This window comes from Robertmurraya sp. FSL W8-0741, assembly GCF_038004005.1.
GTDB classification, from domain to species: domain Bacteria; phylum Bacillota; class Bacilli; order Bacillales; family Cytobacillaceae; genus Robertmurraya; species Robertmurraya siralis.
On record NZ_JBBOQG010000001.1, the window covers coordinates 2,586,191 to 2,604,313 of the forward strand.

Annotated in this window: 15 protein-coding genes; 12 read left to right on the forward strand and 3 right to left on the reverse strand. The window is 36.4% G+C overall.

Annotation, left to right across the window (positions count from 1 at the left end):
• Positions 1–132: 132 nt before the first annotated feature.
• From NST02_RS12525 to NST02_RS12560, 8 genes are all read left to right on the forward strand, one after another.
• On the forward strand, positions 133–729 hold the full coding sequence (locus NST02_RS12525; RefSeq protein ID WP_095306206.1) for a 4Fe-4S dicluster domain-containing protein: 597 nt from the start codon (positions 133–135) through the stop codon (positions 727–729).
• A gap of 187 nt (positions 730–916) precedes the next feature.
• Entirely contained in the window at positions 917–3,457 is a 2,541-nt protein-coding gene (gene napA / locus NST02_RS12530) for a nitrate reductase catalytic subunit NapA (RefSeq protein ID WP_095306205.1), read from the forward strand.
• 14 nt (positions 3,458–3,471) lie between these two features.
• A complete protein-coding gene (locus tag NST02_RS12535) occupies positions 3,472–3,879 on the forward strand; it encodes a nitrate reductase cytochrome c-type subunit (RefSeq protein WP_095306204.1) in 408 nt (135 codons plus the stop codon).
• Between the two features lie 67 nt (positions 3,880–3,946).
• Positions 3,947–4,210, forward strand: coding sequence for a chaperone NapD (locus NST02_RS12540; protein ID WP_095306203.1), 264 nt, complete (start codon positions 3,947–3,949; stop codon positions 4,208–4,210).
• A gap of 8 nt (positions 4,211–4,218) precedes the next feature.
• Positions 4,219–4,776, forward strand: a complete 558-nt coding sequence (locus NST02_RS12545) for a 4Fe-4S dicluster domain-containing protein (RefSeq protein ID WP_235879587.1) — start codon at positions 4,219–4,221, stop codon at positions 4,774–4,776.
• A gap of 10 nt (positions 4,777–4,786) precedes the next feature.
• Positions 4,787–5,656 (forward strand): NapH/MauN family ferredoxin-type protein, encoded by an 870-nt coding sequence (locus tag NST02_RS12550; protein ID WP_095306201.1) that lies wholly within the window; start codon positions 4,787–4,789, stop codon positions 5,654–5,656.
• Between the two features lie 443 nt (positions 5,657–6,099).
• On the forward strand, positions 6,100–7,284 hold the full coding sequence (locus tag NST02_RS12555; protein ID WP_137744916.1) for a serine hydrolase domain-containing protein: 1,185 nt from the start codon (positions 6,100–6,102) through the stop codon (positions 7,282–7,284).
• A gap of 293 nt (positions 7,285–7,577) precedes the next feature.
• Complete coding sequence (locus tag NST02_RS12560; protein ID WP_137744085.1) at positions 7,578–8,294, forward strand: response regulator transcription factor; 717 nt, start codon at positions 7,578–7,580, stop codon at positions 8,292–8,294.
• 65 nt (positions 8,295–8,359) lie between these two features.
• On the opposite strand, the gene NST02_RS12565 is transcribed toward NST02_RS12560, so the two are convergent.
• Positions 8,360–8,503, reverse strand: a complete 144-nt coding sequence (locus NST02_RS12565; protein WP_095306198.1) for an anti-repressor SinI family protein — start codon at positions 8,501–8,503, stop codon at positions 8,360–8,362.
• Positions 8,504–8,630: 127 nt separating this feature from the next.
• Here NST02_RS12565 and NST02_RS12570 point away from each other — a divergent pair, with 127 nt between their 5' ends.
• The 4 genes from NST02_RS12570 (at position 8,631) to NST02_RS12585 (ending at position 14,907) form a co-directional block, all read left to right on the forward strand.
• Entirely contained in the window at positions 8,631–13,712 is a 5,082-nt protein-coding gene (locus tag NST02_RS12570; protein ID WP_340949100.1) for an AAA family ATPase, read from the forward strand.
• Between the two features lie 153 nt (positions 13,713–13,865).
• Positions 13,866–13,973 carry a YjcZ family sporulation protein gene (locus NST02_RS12575; RefSeq protein ID WP_095306196.1) on the forward strand — a complete coding sequence of 36 codons (108 nt, stop codon included), beginning with the start codon at positions 13,866–13,868 and terminating at the stop codon, positions 13,971–13,973.
• 104 nt (positions 13,974–14,077) lie between these two features.
• Entirely contained in the window at positions 14,078–14,203 is a 126-nt protein-coding gene (locus tag NST02_RS12580; protein WP_095306195.1) for a YjcZ family sporulation protein, read from the forward strand.
• 515 nt (positions 14,204–14,718) lie between these two features.
• A complete protein-coding gene (locus NST02_RS12585) occupies positions 14,719–14,907 on the forward strand; it encodes a cold-inducible protein YdjO-related protein (protein ID WP_095306194.1) in 189 nt (62 codons plus the stop codon).
• A gap of 973 nt (positions 14,908–15,880) precedes the next feature.
• Here NST02_RS12585 and pepF read toward each other — a convergent pair.
• The gene (gene pepF, locus NST02_RS12590) at positions 15,881–17,695 is read right to left on the reverse strand and encodes an oligoendopeptidase F (protein ID WP_340949101.1); all 1,815 of its coding nucleotides are present in this window, start codon (positions 17,693–17,695) and stop codon (positions 15,881–15,883) included.
• Between the two features lie 176 nt (positions 17,696–17,871).
• Positions 17,872–18,006 carry a protein YhfH gene (yhfH, locus tag NST02_RS12595; RefSeq protein ID WP_095306192.1) on the reverse strand — a complete coding sequence of 45 codons (135 nt, stop codon included), beginning with the start codon at positions 18,004–18,006 and terminating at the stop codon, positions 17,872–17,874.
• Between the last annotated feature and the right edge of the window lie 117 nt (positions 18,007–18,123).

The window sequence follows — 18,123 nt, forward strand, 5'->3', positions numbered from 1 at the left end:
TGGATCAATTTCGTTACGGAAATGTTATGAAACTGTGAACATTTGCATTTTGTGGAATATATCACGGAATTATGCGATTTTAGGCGATTAAGATGTGGGTAGGGAAATTCCGATCATTTAGGATGTGAGTAAATGAAAGGCATCGGCTTATTAAAATGGGGCATAGGCGGATTGATTGCCTATGAGCTACTGAATTTAATGAAAGGAGGTAGCAAAAAGGTACTCAGACCACCAGGTGCTGCTGATGAGGATGAATTTATGGCATTATGCATTCGGTGTGGAAAATGCAATCAGGCTTGTCCGTATGACTCGATTAAAATGGGTACAGAAAAGCACGGTCTCGGGATGGGAACTCCGTATTTTATTGCCAGAGAAAGTCCATGTATGCTTTGTGAAGATTTTCCATGTGTGAACGCGTGTCCAACTGATGCTTTAAGAGGAATTTCAACGGTTTACGATGTTGATATCGGTGTTGCAGTTATTGATACCGAGAGCTGCATTGCTTACCAGGGAATGCGTTGTGAAGTTTGTTATCGAGAGTGTCCATTAATAGATGAGGCCATTAAGCTAGATATACATATTAAGCCAGATGATAATCTCCATGCCATTTTTGCACCCGTGATTGATAAAGAAAAATGTGTTGGCTGTGGAATTTGCGAGCAGCGTTGTGTCATCGATAATCCAATAGCAATTAAAGTAAAGCCCCGTGAAGATAGCGGATTATTTTAATAAGGTTTTTGGTGAAAATGTCCTTATCTAATTAAGGGAGCAGTTCACTTAAAAATAGGCTTTGTTATATGTCGGCGTTGATATTTTGTTTAGCAAAGCCAAAAAATAGAATCTCTCTAGTTAATTTCAAAAAAACGTAGGTTGAAAATAGAAATTAACTACCTATAAAAAAGGGAGGAAAGAATGAATGGAATTGACAAGAAGAAGTTTGTTAAAAGCGACAGCCATTTCGATGACATTGGCTGTAGCAGGATGTAAGAAGGAGGATAAAAAGTCAAATAGCACAACGGTAACTGCCCAAGAAAGTGTTGAGCCAGATGAATGGAAGTCGACCGTTTGCCGTTTTTGTGGTACAGGATGTGGGGTTCTTGTCGGTGTAAAAGATGGTAAAGTGGTTGCTACAAAGGGAGATCCAGATAATCGTTCAAGCAGGGGCTTGAATTGTATTAAGGGATTTTATGTAGGTAAGATTTTATTTGGCAAGGATCGTTTAACAAAGCCGCTCATTCGTGAAGATAAATCAAAGAAAGGGACGATGGAAGGGTTCCGGGAAGCAACGTGGGAAGAGGCTTTAGATCTTGTGGCAAGTAAATTAAAAGAAAATTATGATAAGGATCCAAAGTCAATTGCATTTTGGGGTTCTGGACAGCAAACGATTATGGAAGGATATGCTTCTGTAAAGCTTTGGAAAGCTGGTTTATTAAGCAATAATATCGACCCTAATGCGAGATTATGCATGGCAAGTGCTGTTACTGGATTTATGACGACTTTCCAATCCGATGAACCGATGGGGTCGTATCGGGATCTTGATGAAGCAGATGTTTTTGTCACATGGGGCGCGAATATGGCTGAAATGCACCCGGTCTTGTACTCCCGCTTGACAGCGCATAAATTAAGCAATCCAGATGTAAAGCATTATGATATTACGACAAGACGTTCGAGAACATCAGAAACGGCAGACGTTGTGATGGAATTTCGCCCACAATCCGATTTAGCAATTGCAAATGCCATTGCCAATTACTTAATCGTCAACCAAAAATTTGATCAACAATTTGTCAACGAGCATGTGAAATTTAAAGCTGGGACAGAAAATTTAGGGCATTCTGTCAACGATGATTATGACAGTACAGAAGTTGGCATGGCTGCTGATAAAGCTTGGGAAATCAGCTTTGATGAGTTTAAAGAGAAGGTTAGTGAATATACGTTAGAAAAGGCGGAAGAGATCTCTGGCGTGCCGGCGGCAGATATTGAAGCATTGGCGAAAGAATTTGCTGATCCGAATAAGAAAATTATGTCTTTATGGACGATGGGAATGAATCAGCATACGAGAGGGACATGGATTAATAATCTTGTTTATAATCTTCATTTATTAACTGGAAAAATCAGCAAGCCTGGAAATGGACCATTTTCTTTAACTGGGCAGCCAAGTGCGTGTGGTACAGCAAGGGAAGTTGGCGTGTTTTCTCATCGTCTCCCTGCAGATTTAGTTGTAGCAAATCCTGAACATCGCCGTTATTCTGAATTGATTTGGAATTTACCAAAAGGATATTTGGATCCGCTTGAACAGCCGGGCTATCATACGATTAAAATGTTCCGCGAACTTGGTAAAGGCAATGTGAAATTTTTATGGAGCATGTCGAACAATTGGGGACAAACATTACCAAAACTCAATCGTTTCAGAGGAAACGACGAAGATGGTAAAGGTGTGAAAGACGGATTTATTGTTGTTTCCGAAGTGTATCCTACCCGCTCAACGGAATTGGCAGATGTTGTTTTTCCAGCAGCAATGTGGGTCGAACGGGAAGGACAATTTGGCAACGCTGAGCGAAGAACTTCTGTATTTGAAAAATGTACGGAACCACCTGGAGAAGCGAAATGGGATCTTTGGGTCATTGTGCAAATTGCCAAAAGAGTTCTTGCTGGGAAAAAAATTGGCGATCAACCTGCGTTCGATGTCCTGTTCGGAAGTATATGGGATAGCGCAAATAATGATCTCATTTCTGACCAACACGAAGTAAATAAAATTTTATGGGATGAATATCGTGCCTTTACGAACCCCCATGAAAGTGATAATCCAGAAATTCAAGAATTAGGGAAAAAATTAAAAACAAAAGCGAAGCAAATGGCTCCTTATGAAGAATATTTCAAGCAACATGGCATTTGCTGGCCAGTAAGAAACGTAAATGGAGAATGGGTTGAAACGAACTGGCGCTATGTGCACGGAAAGCAGGAAGAGGGCTTCGACCAATACGGAGTGGAAGAGCTTGGAGAGGTTGGCAAATATCAAGATATAGATTTTTATAAATCGGAAGATCATCGCCCGTCAGTCTTCTTCCGTCCGTTTGAGGATGCACCTGAAATTCCTGATCAGGAATACCCATTTTGGTTATGCACAGGACGCGTTTTAGAACATTGGCATAGCGGTTCTATGACAAGACGTGTGCCTGAATTGCATCGAGCGGTGCCTGAAGCATTGTGTGAGATCCATCCAGAGGACGCTGAAGCAATGGGAATTAAAACAGGAGATATGGTCAAAGTTATTTCACGACGTGGAGAGGTTGAGGTCAAGGCAACTACGAAAGGAAGAGGAAACCCTCCTAAAGGTCTAGTATACGTTCCTTTCTTTGCTGAAGAAACACTAATTAATTTAGTAACTCTTGATGCTTACTGTCCAATTTCGAAACAACCAGACTATAAAAAATGTGCTGTTAAAATTATGAAAGCATAGTGGAGGTGTGCACTTTGAGTAAAGAATATGTTTATGTGTTAGGATTTATTCTAATTGTAGGATTAGCAATTGGGATATCTAAAATCGGTTCAACTGAACAGGCAAGTGAAGAACTTGGCGGGGAAGCGGTTGAGATCGTGGTTCCTCAGCTTAATTCGGAGGAAAGAGAAGATTCAGCAACAATGGTTCTTATTGGTGCCCCTCCGATGCAACCAGCAGATCATATTGACCGCTGGATTCCGGAACAACGCCATGAAAGTTGTTTAACTTGCCATGCTACTCCAGAAACAACTGGTGCTAGAGAAATACCAGAAGACCATTACTATGATAACAATATAAATAACCCGATTTTTAGAGATAACTGTATTCAATGTCATGGACAACAGAACGATACGAAGTCGGCTTTTAATAGTGAAGACTAGCTAAGTGCATAACTGATTACCATACAAACAGCGTATGAATGAAATCTGTCAGAAAGGAGACTTGAATATGGTTATTTCCGGCCTCTTTATTGAAACAGTTCCCGGTCGGGCATTATTTGTGGCGAAGGAGCTTGAGAAAAAGAACGGTGTAGAAGTGCATCATATTGAACAGGATTATAAAATCATTATTACGATGGAAACAGATACAGCGGAACAAAGCTATCAACTGGGAGAAAGTTTTAAGGAGATTGATGGAATCATAACAGTTTGCCTTGTATATAGCAACTTTGAAGAAGATCCTAATTGTCAACTAGAAGCTGATTATATATGAGTGACAGATTGAACAGAAGGCGTTTTTTTTCATTGAATATGGAGGCTGCTGCCGGTTTTTTAGGAAATCTCTTAACCTATGAATTGGACTTGGAGAGAGATTTCTTTCGCCCACCTGGTACACTTGATGAGCTTGAATTTTTAACGGCCTGTAGTAGATGTGGTGATTGTAAAGAGAGTTGTCCAGAAGGAATAATAAGTTTATTTTCAATTTCCTATGGTGCGAAACTTGTCAATACGCCTTTTATTGATCCAAACAAGAATCCCTGTACTTTATGTAATCGCTGTGTTGATATATGTCCAACGGGTGCCCTGAATGAAGAAGCTCCGAAAAAGATTGGTTATGCAGCGATTCAAAAGCATATCTGCTTAACCTACAAGGATGTCATGTGTGACTATTGCGTTTATGCTTGTAAGACAGAGGGAGCTATCCAATTAAAAAATGGGAAACCGGTCATTAATGAAGATGTTTGTAATGGGTGTGGACAATGTGTGGCTAACTGTATTTCCGAGCAAAAGGGAGTTCAAATTTTACCTCTTTCATCGTATAATCAATCATTAAGATAGGGATGATAAAATGGTTAAAAGACCAAAAGTCATTCGAAAATGGACTCTTGCTAGAAGATTTGTTCAGTGGGGGATTCTGTTTATATTCCTTACCCCACTGTTTTTCGTCAAAGTAGAGAGTGATAATTTCTTTTTTGGCTCTCTTGCTTCATCAAGTTTTTTTGGGATCACGTTGACTGATCCATTTGCTGCCTTGCAAATTTTATTTGCTTCAAGGGAAATCAGCTTTGTTTATCTCGGCGGCGCTCTCCTAATTTTTCTATTCTATTTGTTCGTACGTGGGAGAGTTTTTTGCAGTTGGATTTGCCCATTGAATACGTTATTAGAATTAACGGATAAGATAAGAAATTTTTTCAAGCTTCCTGATCAGCATTTTGAGAGGCAGCATAAAAAATACTACGCACTTGCAGTCCTTTTGCTGTCCTTTTTTATCGGAGTCCCAGTATTTGAACTGATTTCACCTATTGGGTTCACGATGCGCAATCTTTTATTTACCTTCGGAATTGGTTTATGGCTAATCGTTGCAATTGTTCTCTTTGAGTTGTTTATCTCAAAGCGAGGCTGGTGCCGTTATTTCTGTCCTCTTGGTGGATTCTATCAATCGATTGGGAAAGTGGGGACCTTTCAAGTAAAGTTTAACCATGATCTTTGTGTTGGCTGTACAAAATGTCGATCTGTTTGCTTTGCTGACCCTGACATTTTAGAGCCTGCGATTAATAGGGAAAATGAATATGTGAGAGCTGGAGATTGCAGTCTTTGTGGTGCATGTGTTGACAATTGTCCGTTTGGAGCATTGAAAATTACGGTAAGGGAAAAACCAGGTGTCATTAACCATTTCCATAAAATTAATTTTGAGAAAAAATATCCTTTTAACCGTTAAAAGAACACTGAATGAAAACCGCTATTTTGAGATGAATTGCTCAAAATAACGGTTTTTTTCAATTACAAAGCTTTACTAAAAATATTAATCCTCAAAAGATGCCAAGTGTGGGTCTGCCACCTTATTTGATTCCCTGGAAAAATTCTCGTAACATCCCCATCGTGTGGTCGTTTTAGTAAATATTATCGCTAGAACCCACTGCCTTAAATATCTCGTATCACCCAGTATACCGTCATCTGATTTTTTCCACTGTTTTGCTCTAAACTGACCCTTCAGTCAATTTTAGATAAGGTAAAGGAAATTACAATTATCGAGTCACGATATGATTTATAGAATGAAGTTCGAAAAGAAATGTAGAGCTTAACTTTAATATTTTTTAACATTACCAAATAGAAAAAAATGGTATAGTAAATATAGTTGTTTTTATAATAAGGAGTGTTTGAATGGTTATTAAGATTACTAAAATATTGGGAGCATTAATCGCCCTGGTTTTAATAATTACAAGCATAGCAATCATAATTAAAGTAGATTTTTCAAACCCGGGAAACATAAATCGTTTTGTACATAATAAGCTGGATAAAACAAATGTACCAGGTGTTTCCATTGCTATCATAAAAAATAACGAAGTTGAGAGGTTTATAAATTATGGCTATGCGAATATCAATGAAGGAAGAAAAGTAAGTCAAGACACAGTATTTCAAATTGCGTCATTATCAAAGGTTGTCACAGCTACCGCTATCATGCAACTAATTGAAAAGGAAAAAATCAATTTGGATGATGACATTAACATGTATCTTCCGTTTTCGGTTGAACACCCCCATTTCTCAAATGAGCCGATAACTGTTCGAATGTTATTGGATCATACATCAGGAATTAAAGATAATTGGGATATTTTAAACAGTCTTTATACGATTGATAATGGTGGAGGAGACTCTGAAATTTCAATCGGTGAATTTTCTAAAGAATACTTATATGAAGGTGGGAAATGGTATTCGGTGGAAAATAATTATACAGAATATAAACCGGGAACCACTTTTGTGTATAGTAATGTCGGATACGGACTATTAGGTTATATGGTTGAACAAATTAGTCAATTGCCATTCGATCAATATTCTCAACAATACATTTTTAATCCGTTAGGGATGTCACAAACATATTGGCTTCATAAAGATGTAAAAACAGATAATTTTGCAGCACCATATGATGGGAGTAAAGAATTACCAAAGTACTCTTTTCCTACATATCCTGATGGCTCTTTAAAGACAAATGTGGTTGATTTTAGTAAATTTCTTATGAGTATGTCAATTCTAAATAAAGATAATGCCATACTAAAATCAGAAACCATTAAAGAGATGTTAAGTCCCCAATCGAACGATGGAAAGCAAGCTTTAGGATGGAGTTATTCAGTTTTAGATGATATTTTTATGAAAAAATTGAATAGTGGAAACATTGTCGGACATACTGGTTCGGATCCAGGGATATTTTCTATAGCCCTTTACAATCCAGAAAAAAAGAATGGCTTGATCATATTCATGAATCAAGAAATGGGGCCTAAAATAGAAACGATCAATATATATTTAATGGTTAAAAGACTGGTGAAAGAAGTTTTTTATAATGACCACGATTAAGAACTCGGAGGAATCCTCTTTTAGTTATATTTCATTTCAAATTATAGAGCAAAAACAAGTGGAGGTTGTTCCACTTGTTTTTGTTTAACTAAAATTCATTTTGATTTGTCAAATATAGTCGATAGAATATTGAATTTACCGCAAATTATTAAATGACGTCGAAAGATTATTAGATAATGAGATATTTTGTCGAATTATTAGGAATTATTACTATGACAAAAAAAGTACTAATAGGAGGAAAAAAAGGGTATTTATAGTAAAATAGAAATAGCCGAAAATTTAGGGGGATTAGTATGGGTAGGGATAGAGACAGAATTTTAATTGTTGATGACGATCCTGATATTCGGAATATTCTTGAATTATATTTAGAGAAAGAAGGATTTAAAATCACTTCCGTTATAGAAGGAAGTGAGGCGATAGATGTGCTCGATGGTTTTAGCCCGGATTTAATTATCCTTGATATTATGATGCCAGGGCTCGACGGATATGAGACATGTCAAGCTATTCGTGAAAAAACAGATGCTCCGATTCTTTTTTTAAGCGCAAAAGAAGATGATTTCGATAAGATTCTTGGCTTAAGAATAGGAGGGGATGACTATATAACAAAACCTTTTAGCCCTGGAGTTTTAGTAGCAAGAATTAAAGCACATTTAAGAAGAACAAGGATTAGTAGGCAAAAAAAGAACATAAGTGTAGAAAGAAATATTATTGAGTTTCCAGGTTTATCGATTGATCTGGATAGTTGTCTTGTACGTAGTCGCGGTACACCGATTACACTGCCAGTTAAAGAATATCAGCTATTATCCTTATTAAGTCAAAATGTGGAAAAAGTTTACAGTGTTGAACAATTATTTCAGCTTATATGGGGCGAAGATAGCCTTGGTGATAATCGAACTGTTATGGTACATATAAGTAATTTACGAAAAAAGATTGAACCGAATCCTGCGAAACCAGAATATATATTGACGGTTAGGGGAATAGGCTATAAATTTAATGGCTATCTTAATTGAACCCAAATTCGAACTTATGTATATAATGTCAGAATTTTTAGGAATCAAATGGGTTTTAGACCTTTCTATTTACTATTCAGGAAATTTCTTACTTCATCTATAGTTAATCCAAGACGTTTGGCTTGTATAATTAATCTTAACCATTCTTCATCTAGTTTATTGGGAATAATGACAATTTTTGATTGTTCAAATTCAGTGACCTTTTCCATAAATACCTCCCAGTTTATTCACATAATATTCACAAAACAATAATAATATATGAACTATAAATATAGTTCAAACTTTGTTAAAGATTTATTAAAGTTTTTCAAAAATAAACGATGGATGTGTCGCTGGATGATAAGTTTGCCAGGCTATGAGGTTACTCAATTATTGGCTTCAACAGATGGAGTTCACTATTATGAAGGACGACAATCGGATGGAAAGAAAGTAATCATTCATCATTTTAAATCCTTTTCAGTGGAAAGTGAGAAAAGAGAATGGAAGGCATTTCCTTCTTTTATTGAACCAATGGAAATAAAAAAAGCTAATGATAATTTTTTCGCAGTCTACGAATATTTCTCCTTTGAAAAACCGTTATCCTCTTTGATTAAGGGGAAGTGTTTGTCAATTGAACAAATGCTCATTATTTCAATGCAATTAACTACAATGCTCATCAGCCTCCATCAAAAGGACAAGTTAGTCGAATGCTTGAACCCCGATCATGTTCATGTCCATCTTACAGAGCAGAAGCTGTATATTACCTCTCTAATGGGGTTGATAGAGCCTATTGATAAACAGTTTTTATGGTATAGCTCGCCTGAACTGACGGGAAGGATGGAGAAAGAGGCAGATGTTCGCTCTGATCTTTATTCCTTTGGAGTAGTTTTTTATGAAATGTTGACAGGACAATTACCTTTTCCAACAGCAGATGTGATTGAAATTGTTTATTCGCATTTTACAAAGCTACCGACTCCTCCAGCAGAGTTAAATTCACAAATACCTAGTCAGCTTTCATTGATCGCTCTGAAACTTTTAGAAAAATCACCTGATAAAAGATACACATCAGCATATTCATTGTTGAAGGACTTGGAAAGATGTTTACTTCAATGGCAAAATGAGAGAAAAATTAGTCATTTCAAACTAGGTTTAGAGGATTCTATAAAGATTAAAAATGAAAGCAAGCTATTCGGCCGCGAACAGGAGTTGAAACAGCTCCAGGCGATCTATAAAAATGTTAAACAACGGAATAAGGAAATCGTCCATATTCGTGGAAATTCCGGCACTGGAAAAACAGCGTTAGTAAAAGAATTTATGAATATATCTGATAAAAAAGGTGCAATTTTTGCTGCTGGAAAATGGGACCAATTTGAACGAAACACTCCATACGGGCCAATTATTCAAGCATGCAAGACCATTTTTCGCGTAATTCTTTCACAAGGGGATGACTTCGTTAAAAAGTGGGAGGAGCGTTTTCTTGCTAAATTAGATCTCCGCTGTCAACTTTTGTGTGAGCTTATTCCAGAGTTTACATGGATCATTGGTTATCCTCATTTTGAGGAAAAAATTGGACCGCTAGAAAGGTCTAACAGCATCCTTATTACATTTCAGCAGCTTTTAGCCGTATTAACAGAAGAATTTACCGTTATTCTTTTCATCGATGATATTCAATGGGCTGATCAACCGACCATTGATCTGCTTCATTATTTATCAGAGGATAAAGAGCTTTTAAATATTCTAATGATTATAGCTAGCAGAAATGAAGAAGAGCAAAGCGCAAAATCAATTCATAATCTGAATTTGCTGCAGAAATTAAAGGTTGTCAGCATCGAGATTACACCGTTGGATGAAAAAGAAGTTGCTCAATGGCTTTACTACAATTATCATTTCGTTGACGATTATAGTAGTTTAACAGCTTATGTTTACAATCTTTCGCAAGGGAATCCTTTTTTTCTGAAACAGATTTTAATTACTCTAGAAAAGGAACAGTATATTTCAGTAAATCAAGAAAAAAATGGTTATACCTTTCATATTGGGAAATTTCCAAAGCAAATTATCGGTAAAGATATTATGGAACACATTCGTAAGAAATTAATCGCATTGTCTTTGCAGGTTGTAAAAAGTTTAAAGTTTGCTGCTTGTCTTGGAACGGTTTTCACTTACTTTGAGTTAGTGAAGGCCGCAAAAACTTCAAACGATGAGATTCTAAAAGATTTGTACTTGCTCATTGACGAGGGCTTTATCTGTTTTTCGAGACAGCAAAGTGTAGAGCATGACCTTGTACTGGAATTTATTCATGATAAAGTTCAGCAAGCGGTTTATACAAGTATGAGCAAAGAGGAACAAGCTTTTTTTCACTTTCAAATTGGGTTGAGTAAATGGGGTAATTTCGAGCAATTACCTGAACCTAATCATCTTTTTAAGCTGGCTGATCATCTTAATTTCTGCGTGCCTTTGCTTGATGATGTACAGAGAATGACATTAACAGTTTTCAACACACAAGCTGGTGAAGTTGCTAAAAATGCTGCAGCTTTTGAACAGGCCTATCATTATTTTTTATCTGCTAAAAATCTCCTTAACCATGGACATTGGCAAACGAATTATGAGCTTTCCTATCGAATATTCATTGGACTAGGGGAATGTGCATATTTGAATAGTGATTTCGAAATGGCAGAAAGTGCATTTGAAACTCTATTGTATAATGCAAAGACAAACAATGAAAAAATGGGTGTTTATAATTTGAAGCTGATCATGTATACCCATGTTAGCAGATTAAAGGATGCAGTTGAATGTGGGACAACTGGATTAAAGCTTTTTGGTTGGAAGCTGGATCGACCCATTGGGATGAAGAAAATTGCTAAAGAATTTTTACTTCTTCAGACTTTACTTATCGGAAAAAAGCCTGAAGAGCTATTAAATTTAGCTCCAATGAAGAATCCTGAAGATTGTTTAATTATAGAAAGCCTTATTAATATGAATGCCCCTTCTTATCATGTAAACCAAAATTTAGCTACTTATTTAATGCTCCGGGCTTTCAGATTCACATTAAAGCACGGAAATACCGATATAACTGCCCTTGTTTACAATAATTATGCTCTTATTTTGAGCGCAGGCTTTGGCAATTTTGATAAAAGCTATCAATTTGGAAAACTAGCACTAGCTCACGTTGAGAGAAGTCGGGTAAAGAAATTGACAGCAAGGGTTCACTTTGTTTTTGGAAGCTTTGTGAACCATTGGAAAAATTCGATTTCAATCAATTTAAATTCGCTAGAAAAATCTCAAACATTAAGTTTGGAGTCTGGGAATTTTCATTTAGCTGGAGCTGCTAGCTCCTTTATCATTATTACTAGATTGATTAAAGGAGATTCACTAAACGTTGTTATAACAGAGATTAATAAACAATTAGCCTTTGTTAATAAAATTCAATATTTTCTCTCGATGAAATTTTTGCTTGAAATGAAAGAATGGATGGAATGGCTGGCGGATGGAACTAAGAGAAAATTACCACCTACTCAGCTTGCTGATTTGCGGGATGATCCTTCTGCTTTTATCATGCATAATACAATTCGTTTACAGATGGCATATATCGTTGCAGATGATGAAAAAGCGAGGGAGATTATTGATGCTTTAAATAACGTTGTAACGAATACTCTTGTTCTTGTGATTGCACCTGAATTTTATTTCTATCACACCCTTTGGTTAGTTCGATTTTATTATCAGGAGCCTTCAAAAGAGCGGAAGAAAATCAAAAAATATTTGCAGCGTAATTTGAAGAAGATGAAGAAATGGGCCAGCCATGCACCGATGAATTATGAACATAAATATTTATTAATGAAGATTGAAACAGCATGTGTACTAGGTGAGAACCAAATTGCTGCAGACGACTACGAGACCGCTTTAGATAAAGCAATCGTGAACGGTTTTGAACAAGACGCAGCGATCATTTGTGAATGTGCTTCCCATTATTATCATAAGCGTCAGGCGATCCGCTTAAGCAATTTTTATTTAAAGGAGTCTTACCGTTTTTATAAAAAGTGGGGAGCGGGTAGAAAATGTACTGTGCTCGCAAATACGTTTCCAAATCTCGTCAAGGATAGGTTCCAGCTGGAGGGGAGACTTGATGTTTTGGATTTAGAGGCTGTTCTGAAAAGCTCTCAGACATTATCAAGTGAAATTGTTTTCGATAATCTTGTTCAAAAAGTAATGAATATTGTAATTGAAAATGCTGGAGCAACAACCGGTTATTTACTTCTTAAAAAAGGGAAAGAACTTAGATTAGCTAATCTTCCTGAAGAAATGAAAGCTGAAAAACAAAAGAAGCTTTTGCCGATGCAAATTATCCAATATGTTCAAAAGAGTCATGAATCAATCATTTTACACGAAGCATGTGTTGAAGGATTATTTAAAATGGATTCTTATATCCAGGAAAAACAAGTGATGTCTCTTATGACGATTCCGTTATTACATCAGCGAAAATTGATTGGAATCTTGTATTTGGAAAATCATCTGCTTCCTTATGCATTTACTGAGCGAGATTTATTGTTGCTTTCCACTATCGCGTCCCAAGCAGCCATTTCCATACAAAATGCTTTACTATATATGAACTTAGAAGAAAAAGTTAAAGAGCGGACAGAAAAACTGGAGATTGTTAATAAAAGCTTGGAAGAAACAAATGCAGAGCTTGCCGATGCCCAAAAAGCACGGATGGAACTACTATCCAATATTTCTCATGATTTGCGAAACCCTATTACATCGATACAAGGATATATTGAAGCAATGTTGGATGGAGTTGTAATTTCACCGGAGAAACAACTTACTTATTTAAAACGCAGTAAAGATAAACTTGCTAGTTTAAATCGGCTTATCGAGGATTTGTTCGAATTATCTAAATTGCAGTTTGGAAATATGACCTTTGTTACAGAAATCGTAAATGTTGAAAAACTGTTTCATTATTTATGTGATCAGCACGAATGGGATGTTAAACATGAAGGACTTGCCTTTAAGCGCTCAGTATTAGAAGAGAAGGGTTTAAGCCCTTTGTATGTGGATGTTGATGTCGCTCGGATTGAACAGGTTGTGACAAATATTGTTTCTAATGCCCTTAAGCATACGATGGAAGGTTCGATAGCCTTTGCACTCAAACGCGATAATCACTATGTAACTTTTGCGATTACAGATACCGGTATGGGAATCTCACATTCTGAGTTGGAAAAAGTTTTCGAACGTTCGTACACGGGGAATACAAATCCATTTATGGCAGGGAATGGTTTAGGGCTATCGATTAGTAAGGAAATCATCCAACATCATAAAGGCAATATATGGGCAGAAAGTGTTCAAGGAGAAGGCACAACTATTTTCTTTACTTTGCCCATTGTAGAACTTGAAGATGAGACGATTGAAGAAATAGCATTAATGGGGTTTCAACATTTTAATGAATAGTAAATCTCACTTTTATCCAATTATACATTCATGAAATTAAGAGTGGAGTTGATGCCACTCTTTTTATTTTCTTTATACACTTATTACAGAAGCCCATTCAGGACAACTTTTTCCTACATAGTATGGGTGTAGAGATAATGGGAGGTGGATAAGATGAGCGCAGGAGCTGGACACGGATATGGTGTTGGATTCGCTTTACTCGTTGTGTTGTTCATCCTTCTTATTATAGTTGGTGCGTCTTACGTCGGTGGCTGGTATTAACAATTACGGGGTGCATCCTAAATAAGAAGAGTTTAGAAAGAGAGCCAATATAAAATCATTGAAATGGCTCCATATTCTACAATATTTGGGAAGGAAGTGGAGTAATGGGTTACGGAGGATTTGGTGGTTGTGGTTATGCCTACCCTGCAACTGGATTTGGATACGGTGGATTCGTCCTCATCGTCGTATTGTTTATCCTTTTAATCATTGTAGGCGCTGCATGGCTATAAAAGAAGTGATGCAAGGCTGTCTGAAAAATTCTAAGAAATAAAGCAAGGGAAGAAAAGTAAGCGATTTTTTTCCCTTGCTTTTTGTTTCATCTGGAGCCAAAGAGTACATAAATTTCCGAAAACAGGCATTCATGTAAGTACATTACCGTGAAGTGTGATAGTTTGCAGAAATTTTCATAAGAATGATTTGTATTATTCCTCTATAGGTTCTCACCAGCTTTTAAAAAGAATCACGTTACCGCCACATTAGTAAGTGAAGAAGGGGGCAAAGCTCCTTGGACTTTAAAAACGTCCTTAAGAAAATGGAAGAATGGATCGACTTATTTTGACAAGATTGGAAATAGATGCGTGAAATAAATGATTTTTGCCAATAATAAGTAGAAGAACGACAGAATACCATATTTTTAAATGGTATGTGAGGCAAATAGGTAAATAACACCGCTATTTTTTCACTTTAGCATACTGACCAGCAAAGTGTAATTATTACTGAATTTTTATGTGAGGGGACGATGATTATGTTTTTTAATAGGAAATCACAGGAAGAAAAACCGGAAGATATCATGATGGATGTAGAAGTCTATGCTTGTATGGATGATGGCTGCATAGGCTGGATGAGAAAGGATTTTGCTAGTTACGACCTGAAATGTCCACTCTGTGGCAATGATACCACAATGGAGATAAGGGAATTGCCAAAAATAAATTAAAGTGAAGAATGATACATATTTGTTTGCAGACGAGAGAGGACTTTCATACGAAAGTCTCTCCCGCCGTGTGCTTACTGTTTATGATGATCTTACGTTTAAAGTAAAGTCAACACTGACAATTAACAACATCTAACTTCATGAGAACGTTCACATAAATGTCGTAAATGGAAGGTAAAATAAGTAAAAAATTGCTTATAATAAAGGTGTAAATAAGATTATGCAATAACGATTTAGGAGGCTCAACCATTGTGCTCGTTCCGTAGAAGTATGATTGCGTGAACGTAAGCAAATGCTCTTTTATCACTTTTGATTTAATAGTGGAATGATGAAGAAGGTAATGAAAATTTGTAACGATGAAATGATGAAGTATCGTACCAAGTAGACATTTTATCCAGTTTTTCGCCTCACTTTGCGAAGGATATTCCACTTGGTTAAGAAGGAATGTTCTACCTATAAGTAAATGTCATGATACGTAGAACAAAAGCTCTTACCCAGAAGATTCTAGCAAGAATTGGGAAACGTCTATGGTAAATGATTCAAGAATGTCGTTACACAATCACATATGATACCTTTCAAAAGTAAATTTTGAAGCATTTAATCAAGAATAGGGATGGAGCAATTGAGCAATGACAATTGAATAAGTTTGTAACCCAAGGTACTGCGAGATAGTATGAATGCTTATGAGCAGAGTAATGCCTGTTAAAGCGGAACAAACACATGTCAGTTATTAGAAATTCCTGATAACAGGGATATTCCATTAAACTGATGAATTGGTTGGGTCTCCTAAGCTGTTATTAAAAGAAGCTGTGTCAATAGGTCATTAAAAATGACTTTTGATATCTGCTTTTTTCTTTTTGGGGCATTTTATGACAGATAAAAGGTTTGTTTTTCAGATTTAATCTATGGTGGAAGAAGTATCAAAAAGAGGTGTCCCAAAAGCTATGCTTTTTGGACACCCTGTTTTTATTCCTCTTTATTTATAGCTATCCTCCAAAATATCAACGAGGGAGCCAACATAAGCAACTGCTTTATGAATTGGATCAGGTTTTGACATGTCAATGCCTGCCTGTTTTAACAAGTCTATCGGTTTTTTGGTTCCACCAGCTTTTAGAACTTCTAACCAACGGTTAACAGCAGGCTCTCCCTCAGTTTTGATTTGCTGTGACATTGCCGTGGAGGCTGTTAAACCTGCTGAATATGTGTATGGGTAAAGCCCCATATAATAGTGAGGCTGTCTCATCCAAGTTAGGCTTGCCCCTTCGTCAAGTACCACAGTGTCACCCCAAAACTCAGAAAGCACATTTCTTTTTGTTTCGCAAAGTATTTTTGCGGTCAAGGGAGTACCTTTCTCTGCAAGCTCGTAAACTCTTCTTTGGAATTCCCCTTCTAAAAGATGGGTAACGAAATTATGATAATAAGTTCCCAATAACTGTAGTACAACCCATCGTTTCATTTGTGGGTCTGTTGTATTAGAAAGCAGGTGATCACCAAGCAACATTTCATTCATGGTTGAAGGTGCTTCAATGAAAAAAGTAGAAGGTCTTGTATTCATTATGCGTTGATTTTGATTAGCTAAATAAAAATGTCCAGCATGCCCTAATTCATGTGCAAGCACAAATGCACCACGCATCGTGTCTGTCCAAGTTATTAAAATAAATGGGTGTGAACCGTATGGACTTGAGCAAAATGCCCCAGTCGCTTTCCCCACGTTATCAGCTCGGTCAACCCATCGTTCTGTGAGCCCTTTTTTCATGATATTTAAATATTCAGGCCCCATTATCTTTAATGATTCCAAAATCACTTCACTTGCTTCCTCGTATGAGGTTTTAGGATTGAATTCAGGATCTAATGGCGCCTTTAAATCACAGAATTGCAGTTCATCCAATTGCAAAACCTTCTTCTTCAATTGGGCAAAGCGTCTCATATGAGGCGCTAACTCGGCTTGAATAATGTTTAATTGATTTTCGTACATTTCTTTAGAAACCTGCTGTGGGTATAAAAGCATATCTGTTACAGAATCAAAATTTCGAAGACGGGATAACGTTACTTGTTTTTTGACTTCAGTTGCATATGTGGTCGCAAAAGTATTTTTATATTGCTCTAACGTTTTTGTAAATGATTCGTAAGCTTTTCTTCGAGTTTCTGTATTTGAAGAGAATTCGTAACGATCTTCAAATAATGCAAATGAGTTCGGCAGTTCATCACCATCTTCATGAATGATTGGCTCAAATTGCATATCAGCTAACTTACTTGTTTGATAAATCGCATATGGTGAGTCATGCACATCACTGAGAGCAGCGAGCACTTCCTCTGTTTCAGGAGAAAGTCGGTATTTTTTGCCATCAATTAAGTCTGTTAACATCTTTGTAAAAGGCTTTAACCCCTTTTCTTCATCGATGAACTGTTGCAATTTTTCTTCTGGCATAGTAATAATTTCAGATTCTATAAAGGACAGAGCTGCACCTGTTTTTGAACGTAAATTACCAATTATCGCTGCATTAGCTTGGTTTATGGGATTGGTACTATCTCCTGATTGTAGCAGCGAAGCATATGTACTCACTAAAATCAATTTCTTATTTAATTTTTCCTGCAATTCAAGGCATGCTAATAGTGTAGCTGAACTTTCATGAAGTTTCCCTTTGTAAACTGAAAATGCGGAAAGTTCTTTTTCAATTGTAGCAATTTCAGCTTCCCATTCAATAGGCGATGAGAATAAATCTTCGAGCTTCCATGTTAAATTAATGGGAACTTCTTCACGCTTTAATCGAGTGGTCATCATTTTTTCCATTAAAATCTCCTCCTTTTATTCGGAACTTTTTATTTCGGTATCCTAATTAAAATAATAACATGAGCATCCTGTTAATTAATATATTTTTCTAAATATTATATAAAATCGTTTCAATGATTAAAACCGCTCAAAAAAGCTTTAGCGCATCTGAATTGGCGCTAAAGCTATGACTTTTTCTATTCAGTTTTCTTTGATAAACAGCGGTCACATTCCATTAAATAACTTTCGGCTTGCTCTTTCATAGTTTCCCCGCATTCCGGACAAATCTTTTTTGGCAGCGTGCGGAAAAATTCGATGGGACTAATGATCAATTGAATCCACTCCTTTTCTAATACAGTTTAAATTATTAAATTCTGTTATAATACAGTATACATTAATTTTTAAAAAAATGAACTATTTTTTTAAAAACTTTTTGTTAAACTTTATAG

Bases quoted from the DNA above. Each gene is read 5' to 3' on its own strand.
- napA (WP_095306205.1), top strand. From the start codon at position 917: ATGGAATTGACAAGAAGAAGTTTGTTAAAAGCGACAGCCATTTCGATG.
- NST02_RS12565 (WP_095306198.1), bottom strand. From the start codon at position 8,503: ATGGAAAAGGTCACTGAATTTGAACAATCAAAAATTGTCATTATTCCC.
- NST02_RS12580 (WP_095306195.1), top strand. From the start codon at position 14,078: ATGGGTTACGGAGGATTTGGTGGTTGTGGTTATGCCTACCCTGCAACT.
- NST02_RS12540 (WP_095306203.1), top strand. From the start codon at position 3,947: ATGGTTATTTCCGGCCTCTTTATTGAAACAGTTCCCGGTCGGGCATTA.
- pepF (WP_340949101.1), bottom strand. From the start codon at position 17,695: ATGGAAAAAATGATGACCACTCGATTAAAGCGTGAAGAAGTTCCCATT.
- NST02_RS12525 (WP_095306206.1), top strand. From the start codon at position 133: ATGAAAGGCATCGGCTTATTAAAATGGGGCATAGGCGGATTGATTGCC.
- NST02_RS12550 (WP_095306201.1), top strand. From the start codon at position 4,787: ATGGTTAAAAGACCAAAAGTCATTCGAAAATGGACTCTTGCTAGAAGA.
- NST02_RS12560 (WP_137744085.1), top strand. From the start codon at position 7,578: ATGGGTAGGGATAGAGACAGAATTTTAATTGTTGATGACGATCCTGAT.
- NST02_RS12570 (WP_340949100.1), top strand. From the start codon at position 8,631: ATGATAAGTTTGCCAGGCTATGAGGTTACTCAATTATTGGCTTCAACA.
- NST02_RS12575 (WP_095306196.1), top strand. From the start codon at position 13,866: ATGAGCGCAGGAGCTGGACACGGATATGGTGTTGGATTCGCTTTACTC.
- NST02_RS12585 (WP_095306194.1), top strand. From the start codon at position 14,719: ATGTTTTTTAATAGGAAATCACAGGAAGAAAAACCGGAAGATATCATG.
- NST02_RS12555 (WP_137744916.1), top strand. From the start codon at position 6,100: ATGGTTATTAAGATTACTAAAATATTGGGAGCATTAATCGCCCTGGTT.